Here is a 12,062-nt window from a genome sequence, read left to right as displayed (position 1 = left end):
CGGTCAGCGTTCGACGAACCCTGTCAGGTCGCCCCTGGCGGGGTCCCAGCTGTCGACCACGAGATCCACCGTGCCCGGTGTTGTTCCCGAGCGAAGCAACTCCAACAATCTCTCGAGCTGCGTGCGTTCGCCTTCCGCCACGACGAGCACTCGACCGTCACGCTGATTCGACGCATATCCGATCAACCCGAGTTCGAGGGCGCGGGCCCTGGTCCACCACCGGAACCCGACGCCCTGAACATATCCGTGAACCCACGCCGTCAACCGCACAGGCGGTGTCTCAGTCATGACGTTCAGCCCGCCACACGTTCGAGACGGTGGACGTCGCCGAGGAAACCGGCGGTGTAGATCGAGTTGGGGTCCCAGCCCGGGCCGGCACCGAACTTCACCGCGGATGTGAACGGCAGACCCGAGGCGATCTCACACGAAGATCCCGAATCCGGATCGACGCGAACAACTTTGCCGCCGGCATTGAATGCGGCGTACAACGCGCCGTCCGGTCCGACGGTCAGATCGTCCGCCATGTTTGCCGGACCGAACCCGGGGAGCGTGATCGTTCGCACCGGCCCGCCCAGATCGTGTGCGTCGAGGACGTGGACCGCGGTCACCATGTCGAAAGTGGTCGTTACGTAGATCGTCGAACCGGAGCGTGCGAGGCCGTCGACGGTGCCGAGATCCTCACGAACGATCGAACTGGTTCCGTCACTGTCGATGACCGTGAGCCCCGGCCGGGTCAGGGTGCGAGCTGTGAGGAAACGGTTACCGTCCAGCGGCACAAGCCCGTTCGGCATCACCAGACCGTCGGCAATCGTTGTCACCGATCCGTCTGCGACGTCGACCTTACGAAGGCTGCCGTCGGCGATTCCGAACAGACCCGAGACAGTCGAGTTGCCCGTGGTGAAGTACACGGAACCGTCACGCGCGACCAGCCCGCCAGGTCCGGTGACGTCACCGACCAAAGTTGTCCGTGTTCCGTCCGGCGCCACTTTCAGCAGTGCACCCGGCCCGATCAGAGCCGACTGCGACAACACCATCGATCCGCTGCCGTCGAATTCGAGATTCTCGAGCATTCCGGCACCAGTCGTCACGACGCTCGACGTCCATTTGCCGCAACCACCGTCCGAGCCGTCGGCCGGGACCGAGGCCTGTGCCGGAGCACTCACCGCCACAACGGAACCCAGTGCGATCGCAGCGACAACACTGCCGGCGCGGGACATCAGGCTTCCGTGTCGAACGACAGCGTGACCTTGGTTCCGGCCTTGAGAGTGCGCCCGACCGTGCACACCTTGTCGACGGAACGCTCGACGAGAGTGATGAGGCGCTGCTGCGCTTCGGCATCCAACTCACTGAGGTCGAGTTCGAGAACCTCGTCGAGCTGCGGGTAGACCTCGTTTTCACGATCGGCGGCACCGGACACTCGGACCGTCGCGTCGTAGTTGTCACCGAGGCGGCGAGAGATCGGGAAGTCTGAGCTCATCCCGGTGCATGCAGCCAGTGCAATTTTGAGGAGTTCGCCGGGCGTGAAGACTCCTGGCACCGATTCGGAGCCGATGAGAACCTCTGCGCCGCGCGAACTCTTGCCGGTGTAGAGGCGGGTTCCTGTGCGTTCCACCCAAAGCTCCGTGTGAGCTGGGGCGGTTGCAGTGTTGTCTGGAGTCTGTTCAGCCATGACGCAATCTTGCCACTCCGCCGAACCGAAGGGGCGGAGACCTAGGCGATTCGCCGTGCCCTCGGGGTCGGCTGACACCGCGGGCAACTGAACGACGATCGATTCATGAACTTCTCACGCTTGATCGGCGCGCCGCATCGCGGGCACGGAAGATTCTCCTGCCCGTACGCCGACAGCGACCGGTCGAAGTAGCCCGATTCCCCGTTGACGTTCACGTACAGCGCGTCGAAGGACGTACCGCCCTGATCGAGCGCCTCGCCCATCACCGAGTGCGCCGCGGTCAACAGTTCTCGAAGTTTGGGCCTGGTGAGCGATTCGGCGATTCGGTTGCCGTGAATCTTTGCACGCCACAATGATTCGTCGGCGTAGATGTTTCCGATTCCGGAGACCACTGTCTGGTCGAGAATCGCCCGCTTGATCTCGGTGTGCTTGCCCCGCAGGACTTTCACGACGGATTCGAGATCGAACGCAGCATCCATGGGATCGCGAGCGATGTGCGCCACCGACTCGGGCAGCATCGTTCCGTCGACCTCGACGAGGGGTGAAATCGACCAGCCACCGAAGGTCCGCTGGTCGACGAATCGAAGATCAGCCCCGGAATCGAGGGCCAATCGAATGCGTAGGTGCTTTTCCCAGTCGACTGTCGGGGGTTGGACCAACATCTGTCCGCTCATCCCGAGATGAACCACCAGTCCGACACCGGCAGGCTCGAGAACCAGCCACAGATACTTGCCGCGACGCTCTGCCGAAGCGATGGTCTGCCCGGTGAGTTGGCCGATCAAGTCCTCGGAACCGAGAATGTGGCGCCTGATCGCGCGGGGATGGAGGACCTCGACGGCCTCGATCGCCGCACCTACAGCATGAGACTGTAGGCCGCGGCGAACGACTTCGACTTCGGGAAGCTCAGGCAAGAGTGAACTCAGCCGGCGAGATCAGACGGGTTGTCAGCAGCGACTGCGCTAGCAGCGGCATTCTCCGACATCGTCTTCCATGCCGAACTTGCTGCCTTCTGCTCGGCTTCCTTCTTGGAACGACCGACACCGACGCCCAAGGGCTTGCCACTGATGAGAACCGTGGCCGTGAATTCCTTGTCGTGATCGGGTCCGGTAGCGGTGATCTCGTAGACGGGAACTCCGGCACCGTGTTCTGCGGTCAGTTCCTGCAGACTCGTCTTCCAATCCAGACCCGCGCCGAGAAGCGGTGCGCGAGTGAGTAGATCGTCGAACAGATCGAGAACAACACGTCTCGCAGTATCGATGCCGTGCTGCAGGTGTATGGCGCCGAGAATCGACTCCATACCGTCGGCGAGGATGGACGGCTTGTCACGGCCGCCCGTCATTTCCTCACCCTTACCCAGCAGCAGGTGCGCTCCGAGTCCACCTTCACCCAGAGTCCTGGCAACCTCGGCGAGTGCATGCATGTTGACCACGCTGGCACGAATCTTCGCCAGATCACCTTCGGATTTGTCCGGGTGGGACAGATAAAGATTTTCGGTCACCGTGACGCCGAGAACGGAATCCCCGAGAAATTCGAGGCGCTCGTTCGTGGGCAGACCGCCGTTCTCGTACGCGTACGAGCGGTGCGTGAGAGCCAGGGTCAGAAGACCGGGCTCTATATCTACGCCGACAGCGGCGAGGAGCTTGTCGTGATTGCCCTCGCCGCCGGCGGCTGAAACTGTATTTTCGCTCGTCATAGTCTTTCTCCGGGGAGAACTAGACAGCAGCGGTTACCTGGCGGCCCTTGTAAGTACCGCATGACGGGCATGCGATGTGGGGAAGGGTCTGCTCGCCACAGCCACGGTTGGGGCAGGTAACGAGGGTGGGCACAGTGGTCTTCCACTGGCTACGACGCGACCGCGTGTTGGATCGCGACATTTTGCGCTTGGGGACAGCCACTTCTACTTCTCCTCGGCTTCGGTGATCACAAGATTTTCGCTGGTGTTTGATTCCACGCCAAATTTGGCCGCGAGACCAGCCCAGCGAGGATCAAGTATGTCATGCCCATGCCCAGATTCCGCAATCGCCAGGCGAATGCCACATTCTGAGCACAATCCCAGGCAATCGTCACTGCACAGAGGCTGGAGCGGAAGCGCCAGACCGACTGCATCGACGATGACCGGTTCGAGGTCGATTTCGTCGTCTTCGACCGCGTAGACCTCTCCCTCTTCCGTCGTCTCCTCGGTGGTGCTGTCCGGGTAAGCGAACAACTCCGTGAGATAGATGTCCACGGTGTCAGCGAAAGGTTCAAGGCACCGCGAGCATTCACCCTTGGTGGGTGCATGCACGTTTCCGGTGACGAGAACGCCTTCGGACACTGCTTCGAGACGAAGATCGAGATCTATGTCCGCGCCCGCTTCGATCGCGATCAGATCGAGACCGATACGGTTCGGGGACTGAATTGTTCTCTCGACGGTACGCATCGACCCTGGACGACGACCGAGCTTGACCGTGTCCAGCAAAAATCCCGCATCACTTGACTGATGCGACGAACTACGACGATGCGTTGACAAAGAGAACTCACCTAACTGTTGAAACTGGTATGGGCAACCACTCCACAATACGGCAGCTACAACGCAAATCCCAATTCCGTGCACGAAAAAGTGGGCCGCCCCATATCGGACGACCCACCCTCGACTGTCTCGTTCGCTCTAGCGACGACGCTCCGAACGACGATCGTCGTCCTGGTAGTCGGGGACTCCCGAACCCGTTCGAAGCTGTTGACGACCACGCCCGACCGATCGAACCGTTCCGGTGAGGAACTCTTCGAACTCGGCCAACTTGGTGTCCACGTACAGGTCACACTCCGAACGCATCCTGTCGGACTCGGCATGAGCGGCGTCGATCACTCGCGCGGATTCCGCGTGAGCTGACTGGACAACCTCGGTCTGCGACACCAGACGAGCCTGCTCCGCCGTTCCCTCCGCCACTGAATGTTCGTACGAGGCCTGGCCGGACTCGATCATCCGATCGGCCTCGGCACGCGCCCGTCCGGTGACGGCCTCGTACTCACGACGGCCGTCGGTGACGGTCCGTTCCGCTTCTGCTTCGGCGTCCTCGACCAACTGATCGGCGTGTGCGCGTGCTTCGGCAACCATGCGATCGGCCTGAGCCTTGGCATCGGACAGAATCCGGTCGGCGTCGTCGCGTGCGTTCTCGACAGTCGAGGTTGCCTCGGCATTGGCGCTGCTGACCGTCTTCTCGGCGTTTGCTCGCGCGTCACCGACCAATTTGTCGCGATGATCGAGGACGTCCTGAGCGTCGTCCAGCTCGCTCGGAATTGCGTCCCGGACGTCGTCGAGTAGCTCGAGTACGTCACCGCGAGGCACAACACACCCTGCGGTCATGGGAACACCGCGCGCCTCTTCGACAATTGCGACCAGTTCGTCCAGTGCCTCGAATACGCGGTACACAAGCAACCCCAATCTCTACCGGCCGAAATCGGCCCACATCGTCACCGGTCCACTCGGACCTGTGCCCGTTCCTGTCCAAGTTTGCCGGAAGAACGGCCAACGGGGTGTCGTCGTGGTCGGTGTGTCGGGGATCAGCTGTTTTCGGATGCTCGTTCGGCGATACGCGCGAGTAGCCGAGAATGCACCTTGGCCGGGAGCATGTCGGAGACGTCGCCGCCGAAGGTCGCAACTTCCTTCACCAGAGAACTCGACAGGTAGCTGTAGGTCGGGTTCGTGGCAACGAAGAGCGTGTCGACGCCCGTGAGCTTCTGATTCATCTGGGCCATCTGCAGCTCGTAATCGAAGTCGTTCGCGCCGCGCAGACCCTTGACGATCGCGCTGAGTCCTTCTTGTTTCGCGTAGTCGACCAACAATCCGTGCCACGACGTGACGCGAATGTTGGGCAGGTGGCTCGTCGCGTCTTCGAGCATCTCGATCCGCTCGTCGATCGTGAACATGCCACGCTTGCTCTTGTTGATCAGCACGGTGACCACGACCTCGTCGAATTGCGCAGCAACTCTTCCGATTACGTCGAGGTGACCGTTGGTCACAGGGTCGAAGGATCCGGGGCAGACGGCGCCAGTCATGAGTCCAGACCGTAGCAGGTGGCCAGCTCGATGCGGGCTTCACCGTAGTTCTTGGCCTTGATCGGCTCGTAGCCCTGAGGCCACACAGTCTCCGGCGAGCGCGACGAACGTTCGAGTACGACGATCGTGCCCTCCCCCACCCATTTGTTGGCCTGCAGATCAGCGAGCATGGACACGACGGCCTCGTCGGTTACCGCATACGGCGGGTCCGCGATCACGATGTCGTATTCACGCGCGCTCGGACCCGAGACCACGGCCGCAACCGGAGCGGCGCGAACCGTCGCCCCCGGCAACGCGACAGTGCCGATGTTCGCCTTGATGACGGCAGCAGCCTTGGCATCGGATTCCACGAGAACAACGTGCTCGGCTCCCCGCGAGAGCGCCTCGAGGCCGAGAGCACCCGAACCCGCAAAGAGGTCGAGAACCGCGCACCCTTCGAGATCGATGCGCGCTTCGAGAGCACTGAACAACGCCTCACGAACCCGATCCGACGTCGGACGGGTGCCGCTCGGCGGGACTCGCAGGCGTCGACCGCCCGCGAGTCCCGAGATGATGCGTGTCACTCTGCGGCGCTCTCCCCCGTCGAGACGACTACCAGCAGGTCTCCGCCCTCGACCTGTTGGACGGCGCTGATCGCGATCCGCGAGACGACGCCGGCGCGCGGCGAGGTGATCGCCGCTTCCATCTTCATCGCTTCGATCGTGGCCACGGTGTCGCCGGCCTCGATCTTCTGGCCTTCCTTGACCGCGAGCGTCACGACGCCCGCGAACGGTGCAGCCACGTGGCCCGGGTTGTTCTTGTCGGCCTTCTCCGCCACCGGTACGTCACTGGCAATGGAGCGATCGCGGATCGAGACCGGGCGAAGCTGGCCGTTCAGGATGCACATGACAGTGCGGTAGCCGCGCTCGTCGGGCTCGGAGATCGCCTCGAGACCGATGATCAGTTCCACGCCGGGAGCCAACTCGACCCGGTGCTCGTCGCCGCGCCGCAAACCGTAGAAGAACTGGTTTGCCGAAAGCCGCGACGTGTCACCGTACTTCTCGCGGTGTTCGAGGAATTCCTTTGTCGGGCCGGGGAACAGCAGACGGTTCAGCGTCGCCTGACGGTCCTTCGACGAGCCCTCTAGCAGCACCTCGTCCTCAGCGGACAACGTCGCTTCCGGCTTGGCCTGGCCACGTCCTTCGAGTGCCTTGCTGCGGAACGGTTCCGGCCAACCACCGGGAGGCGTACCGAGTTCACCGCGCAGGAAGCCCACCACGGAGTCGGGAATGTCGAACTTCGCCGGATCTGCGGCGAACTCCTCCGAAGGCACGCCGGCACCGACAAGATGGAGCGCGAGGTCGCCGACGACCTTCGACGACGGCGTCACCTTCACGAGATGCCCGAGCATGCGGTCTGCGTCGGCGTACTTGGCTTCGACCTCTTCGAACCGGTCGCCGAGACCGAGAGCAACGGCCTGCGTCCGGAGGTTGGAGAGCTGGCCGCCCGGAATCTCGTGCGTGTACACGCGACCCGTCGGCGCCGGCAGTCCGGATTCGAACGGCGCGTACACCTTTCGCAGCGCCTCCCAGTACGGCTCGAGGTCGCACACGTTCTGCAGGTTCAGTCCGGTGTCGAACTCGGAGTGCGCGGCAGCGGCGACGATGGCCGAGAGCGCAGGCTGGCTGGTGGTTCCGGCCAGTGCCGCGGAAGCACCGTCGACTGCGTCGGCGCCCGCCTGCCACGCTGCGAAGTACGTGGCCAGCTGTCCACCGGGAGTGTCGTGCGTGTGAACGTGAACCGGCAGATCGAAGTTGCTGCGTAGCGCCGTCACCAGCTTGGTAGCTGCCGGAGCGCGCAGCAGGCCTGCCATGTCCTTGATCGCGAGCACGTGAGCGCCGGCATCGACGATCTCTTCGGCCAACTTCAGGTAGTAGTCGAGCGTGTACAGAGTTTCGTTCGGATCCGACAGATCACCGGTGTAGCTCAGCGCAACCTCCGCGAGGGCCGTTCCGGTTTCACGCACCGCGTCGATGGCGGGCCGCATCTGGTCGACGTTGTTGAGCGCGTCGAAGATTCGGAAGATGTCGATACCGGTGTCGGTGGCTTCCTGAACGAATGCGCGCGTGACCTTTTCGGGATACGGCGTGTAGCCCACGGTGTTTCGGCCGCGAAGAAGCATCTGAAGGCAGATGTTCGGGATCGCCTCGCGGAGTGCGGCGAGCCGGTACCACGGATCCTCGTGCAGGAAGCGAAGTCCCACATCATAGGTCGCGCCGCCCCAGGCTTCGATCGAGAGCAGTTCCGGCGTCAACCGCGCAACGTGCCCGGCTACTCCGAGCAGTCCGCTGGTTCGAACTCGCGTGGCCAACAACGACTGGTGCGCGTCACGGAAGGTGGTGTCGGTGACGCCGACGGCCTTCTGCTCACGCAGTGCCTTCGCGAAACCTTCGGGTCCGAGTTCGAGCAGTCGCTGACGGCTACCGGCAGGAGGAGGCGTCGAGAGATCGATCTTGGGCAGCTTGTCCTGCGGGTACACCGCCGAGGGCCGCTCACCGTGAGGCTTGTTGACCGTCACATCCGCGAGGTAGGTCAGGATCTTCGTGCCGCGGTCTGCCGAAGAACGCAGAGTCAGCAGCTGAGGACGTTCCTCGATGAAGGAGGTCGTCACGCGTCCGGCACGGAAGTCCGGGTCGTCGAGAACCGCCTGCAGGAAAGGAATGTTGGTCGAGACGCCACGAATGCGGAACTCGGTGACCGCGCGGCGAGCCCTCGCGACAGCGGCTTCGAGGTCACGACCACGGCAGGTGAGCTTGACCAGCATCGAGTCGAAGTACGCGCCGACCTCGGCTCCGAGCGTGGCGCCGCCGTCCAGGCGGATACCGGCTCCGCCCGGGGTGCGGTACGCGGTGATGCGGCCCGTGTCCGGGCGGAATCCGTTGGCCGGATCCTCGGTCGTGATGCGGCACTGCAGCGCCGCGCCGCGAAGCTTGATCGTGTCCTGTGACAGACCAAGTTCTTCAAGCGTCGAACCGGACGCGATCTTGAGCTGCGACTGGACCAGATCCACGTCCGTCACTTCTTCGGTGACGGTGTGCTCCACCTGAATTCGCGGGTTCATCTCGATGAAGACGTGATTGCCGCGCTTGTCGAGGAGGAACTCGACGGTGCCTGCGCACGTGTACCCGATCTCCTTCGCGAACGCGACGGCGTCGGCACAGATCTTGGCGCGCAACTCTTCCGAGAGATTGGGCGCCGGAGCAAGCTCGATCACCTTCTGGTGGCGACGCTGCAGCGAGCAGTCACGCTCGAAGAGGTGGATGACGTTGCCCTGCTCGTCGGCGAGGATCTGCACTTCGATGTGCCGGGGGTCGATGACGGCCTGCTCGAGGAAGACCGTCGAATCGCCGAAGGCCGATTCCGCTTCGCGCGCTGCGGCTTCGATCGATTCCTTGAGCTGTGAGCGCTCCGCAACGCGGCGCATTCCGCGTCCACCGCCGCCTGCAACGGCCTTGACGAAGATCGGGAAGGTCATGTCCTCGGCGGCCGCGAGCAACTCGTCGATGTCCGCTGACGGCTCCGAGGACGCGAGCACGGGGAGACCGGCGGCCTTTGCCGCTGCGATGGCCCGAGCCTTGTTACCGGTCAACTCGAGGATCTCGGCGGACGGGCCGACGAACTTGATGCCTGCCTCGGCGCACGCCGCCGACAGATCCGGGTTCTCGGAAAGGAAGCCGTAACCGGGGTAGATGGCGTCGGCTCCGGCACTCTTGGCGGCGGCGACGATTTCCTCGACTGAGAGATACGCCCGAACGGGGTGACCCTTCTCCCCGATCTGGTAGCTCTCGTCTGCCTTGAGACGGTGGATCGAGTTCCGATCCTCGTACGGGAACACCGCGACGGTTCCGGCACCTAGTTCGTAGGCGGCGCGGAAGGCACGGATCGCAATTTCGCCGCGGTTCGCGACGAGCACTTTGGAGAACATTCGAGAAAACTACCCCGATTTCATCTTGCGTCTACATGCGGAGTCTCATATTTCGGACTGAATCGAGAAACCAACCCGGTGGTCCTCGTGCTATTCGATTTCAGCTTGTCGTCATACCCGTCACGACTTCTCGAGGTACTCGATCCGGTCGGAGTCCAGGGCAGCGGTCACCATGGAAGCGAGGGCGGGATGATCCTCGAGCGACGGATCGGAGTCGACGATTCCCTGAGCGAACTCCCTGGCGGACTCGAGGATGTCTCCGTGGGCCATGAGGGAAAGCAGTCTCAGATTCGAGGTTGTGCCCGACTGCGCCGCACCGAGAATGTCTCCTTCACGTCTGGTCGCGAGGTCGAGTTGCGCCAGTTCGAACCCGTCGTTGGTCGCTGCCACCGCCGAGAGCCGCTCGTACGCCGGTCCGCCGGGATTGCTTCCGGTGACGAGGATGCACAGCCCCTGGTGCTTGCCTCGACCGACTCGTCCGCGCAGCTGATGGAGCTGACTGACGCCGAACCGCTCGGCGTCGACGATCACCATCACCGTCGCATTCGGAACGTCCACACCGACTTCGACGACAGTCGTACAGACGAGGACGTCGATGTCACCGACGTTGAACGCGCTCATCACGACGTCTTTTTCGTCGGAAGGCAGTCGACCGTGCAGCAACCCGACTCGCAGATCAGCCAGCGGGCCACTCGACAGCTCTTCGAAGACGTCGACTGCCGACTTGGTCTCGGGCTGTTTCTCCTCGGTGAACTGGTCCTCACCGGCACCCTGCTCACCGTCGCCGATGCGTGAGCACACGACATACGCCTGACGGCCAGCGGCAACGTCCTCACGGATTCGTTCCCATGCGCGATCCACCCACTGCGGCTTCTGCTTCGCGGGCACGACGCTGCTCTTGATCGGGGTTCGCCCACGCGGTAGTTCCCGCAGAGTCGAGACCTCGAGGTCGCCGAGCACCGTCATGGCGATGGTTCGCGGAATCGGCGTTGCCGTCATCACCAGCAGATGCGGACTCAGACCTTCACGGGCACGTGATCGCAACTGATCACGTTGCTCGACGCCGAAGCGGTGCTGCTCGTCGACGACAACCATGCCGAGGTTGAAGAACTCCACGTTGTCCTGGATGAGCGCATGGGTACCGATGACGATCCCGGCATCGCCGGTCACGGCTTCGAGCAGCGCTGCGCGCTTCGCAGCGACAGGCAGCGAGCCGGTCAGAAGGGCGATACGGGTGGAATGTTCGGCCGAACCGAGTTCACCGCCTGCGGCCAGCGGGCCCATCATCTTGCGCAGTGATCGCGCGTGCTGATTTGCCAGGACCTCGGTCGGTGCGAGCAACGCGCACTGATAACCGGCGTCGACGACCTGCAGCATCGCGCGCAGAGCCACGATGGTCTTGCCTGACCCGACCTCGCCCTGAAGAAGCCGGCTCATCGGGTGTGGGCGAGCGAGATCGCTGGAGATCTCCTCCGCGACTGCTTGCTGTCCCTCCGTCAGAGTGAACGGGAGCATCTCCTCGAACTGGTCCGCGATCCCGCCGGCAACCGGAGCGCAGGCCGGCGCCACCCGCTCGGAATTGTCGTGACGACGCATCGCGAGGACCAACTGCAGAGACAGCGCCTCGTCGAAACGCAGACGATCCTGAGATCGTTCGATGTCATCCTTGGTATCCGGGAGGTGAACGGTGCGCAGTGCCTCGTCCAAACCGATGAATCCGTGCTCGGCCCTGGTCTCGTCAGGCAACGGCTCCTCGATCGGATCGAGTTGATCGAGCACTTGCCGCACGCACCGCATGATGGTCCAGCTCTCGACCTCGCGGGTTGCCGGGTACAGCGGGATCAATGCGCGGTCGAAGACGGACAGGTCGAGTTCGGCGCCGGGATCCTGGTTTGCGCGAGCCAGACCGGCAAGGTCACCGGCCCCCTTGATGGATGCAAGCGGAACTACCGAATCCTCCTCGCCGACACGAGGTTCCGGGAGAATCAGGTAGCTCGGGTGGGTGAGAGACCACTTGCCGCGGAAGTACTTCACCGTCCCGGAGAACATCGCGCGCACGCCGGGCTTGATGACGTGCCGCACCTTCTGCGGGTTGAAGAAGGTGACGTCGACGGTCTGCGAATCAGTCGCGAGCGATACTCGCAACATCTGCCCCGGACGGTTCTTCATCTTCACGACGGCGGCCGACGCCACCCGCGCGATGATGGTGATGTGCTCACCTTCGGGCGGCTCCTTCTCGGCAAGTTCCTTGCCTGCCGACGCGTACCGGTGTGGGTAGTGACGCAGCAGGTCCTCGACCGTCCGAATCTCGAATGCCTCGTCGAGCGCGTCCGCGGTCTTCTTTCCCAGCAGCCGATCGAGTGGGTCGGCGAGCGTCGCCATCAGTTCCTCCAG

General features: G+C 63.1%; 12 protein-coding genes. All 12 read right to left on the bottom strand.

The window, feature by feature from the left end; all coding sequences use genetic code 11:
* Window positions 1–3: 3 nt before the first annotated feature.
* The 12 genes from GJB56_RS04720 to recG all read right to left on the bottom strand — a co-directional run bounded on the left by GJB56_RS04720 (window position 4) and on the right by recG (window position 12,050).
* A complete protein-coding gene (locus GJB56_RS04720) occupies window positions 4–288 on the bottom strand; it encodes an acylphosphatase (protein ID WP_019747956.1) in 285 nt (94 codons plus the stop codon).
* A 5-nt stretch (window positions 289–293) separates the two neighbouring features.
* A complete protein-coding gene (locus tag GJB56_RS04715; RefSeq protein WP_113682965.1) occupies window positions 294–1,217 on the bottom strand; it encodes an SMP-30/gluconolactonase/LRE family protein in 924 nt (307 codons plus the stop codon).
* Window positions 1,217–1,669, bottom strand: coding sequence for an OsmC family protein (locus GJB56_RS04710; RefSeq protein WP_020907278.1), 453 nt, complete (start codon window positions 1,667–1,669; stop codon window positions 1,217–1,219). The genes GJB56_RS04715 and GJB56_RS04710 overlap by 1 nt, the downstream gene beginning before the upstream one ends.
* 41 nt (window positions 1,670–1,710) lie before the next feature.
* Window positions 1,711–2,580 carry a bifunctional DNA-formamidopyrimidine glycosylase/DNA-(apurinic or apyrimidinic site) lyase gene (mutM, locus tag GJB56_RS04705; protein ID WP_019747953.1) on the bottom strand — a complete coding sequence of 290 codons (870 nt, stop codon included), beginning with the start codon at window positions 2,578–2,580 and terminating at the stop codon, window positions 1,711–1,713.
* A gap of 8 nt (window positions 2,581–2,588) precedes the next feature.
* Window positions 2,589–3,362, bottom strand: a complete 774-nt coding sequence (gene rnc, locus GJB56_RS04700; RefSeq protein ID WP_019747952.1) for a ribonuclease III — start codon at window positions 3,360–3,362, stop codon at window positions 2,589–2,591.
* Between the two features lie 19 nt (window positions 3,363–3,381).
* The gene (gene rpmF, locus GJB56_RS04695) at window positions 3,382–3,564 is read right to left on the bottom strand and encodes a 50S ribosomal protein L32 (RefSeq protein WP_007729318.1); all 183 of its coding nucleotides are present in this window, start codon (window positions 3,562–3,564) and stop codon (window positions 3,382–3,384) included.
* A 2-nt stretch (window positions 3,565–3,566) separates the two neighbouring features.
* Window positions 3,567–4,127 carry a YceD family protein gene (locus GJB56_RS04690; RefSeq protein ID WP_041814904.1) on the bottom strand — a complete coding sequence of 187 codons (561 nt, stop codon included), beginning with the start codon at window positions 4,125–4,127 and terminating at the stop codon, window positions 3,567–3,569.
* Window positions 4,128–4,316: 189 nt separating this feature from the next.
* On the bottom strand, window positions 4,317–5,078 hold the full coding sequence (locus GJB56_RS04685; RefSeq protein WP_003942696.1) for a DivIVA domain-containing protein: 762 nt from the start codon (window positions 5,076–5,078) through the stop codon (window positions 4,317–4,319).
* Window positions 5,079–5,209: 131 nt separating this feature from the next.
* On the bottom strand, window positions 5,210–5,704 hold the full coding sequence (gene coaD, locus GJB56_RS04680) for a pantetheine-phosphate adenylyltransferase (RefSeq protein WP_113682966.1): 495 nt from the start codon (window positions 5,702–5,704) through the stop codon (window positions 5,210–5,212).
* Entirely contained in the window at window positions 5,701–6,267 is a 567-nt protein-coding gene (gene rsmD, locus GJB56_RS04675) for a 16S rRNA (guanine(966)-N(2))-methyltransferase RsmD (RefSeq protein ID WP_003942746.1), read from the bottom strand. Before rsmD ends, coaD begins: the two co-directional genes overlap by 4 nt.
* Complete coding sequence (locus GJB56_RS04670) at window positions 6,264–9,668, bottom strand: pyruvate carboxylase (RefSeq protein ID WP_020969323.1); 3,405 nt, start codon at window positions 9,666–9,668, stop codon at window positions 6,264–6,266. Before GJB56_RS04670 ends, rsmD begins: the two co-directional genes overlap by 4 nt.
* Window positions 9,669–9,788: 120 nt before the next feature.
* Window positions 9,789–12,050, bottom strand: coding sequence for an ATP-dependent DNA helicase RecG (gene recG / locus GJB56_RS04665; RefSeq protein ID WP_113683097.1), 2,262 nt, complete (start codon window positions 12,048–12,050; stop codon window positions 9,789–9,791).
* Window positions 12,051–12,062 lie beyond the last annotated feature (12 nt).

The organism is Rhodococcus sp. AQ5-07 (genome assembly GCF_009707305.1).
Lineage (GTDB): Bacteria > Actinomycetota > Actinomycetes > Mycobacteriales > Mycobacteriaceae > Rhodococcus_F > Rhodococcus_F erythropolis.
The sequence above is the reverse complement of the archived record's forward strand: the minus strand, read 5'-3'. Positions and strand labels throughout refer to the sequence as shown.

Coding starts and splice junctions, on each gene's coding strand:
- GJB56_RS04715 (WP_113682965.1), bottom strand. CDS start 1,217: ATGTCCCGCGCCGGCAGTGTTGTCGCTGCGATCGCACTGGGTTCCGTT.
- coaD (WP_113682966.1), bottom strand. CDS start 5,704: ATGACTGGCGCCGTCTGCCCCGGATCCTTCGACCCTGTGACCAACGGT.
- rnc (WP_019747952.1), bottom strand. CDS start 3,362: ATGACGAGCGAAAATACAGTTTCAGCCGCCGGCGGCGAGGGCAATCAC.
- recG (WP_113683097.1), bottom strand. CDS start 12,050: ATGGCGACGCTCGCCGACCCACTCGATCGGCTGCTGGGAAAGAAGACC.
- GJB56_RS04670 (WP_020969323.1), bottom strand. CDS start 9,668: ATGTTCTCCAAAGTGCTCGTCGCGAACCGCGGCGAAATTGCGATCCGT.
- GJB56_RS04720 (WP_019747956.1), bottom strand. CDS start 288: ATGACTGAGACACCGCCTGTGCGGTTGACGGCGTGGGTTCACGGATAT.
- GJB56_RS04710 (WP_020907278.1), bottom strand. CDS start 1,669: ATGGCTGAACAGACTCCAGACAACACTGCAACCGCCCCAGCTCACACG.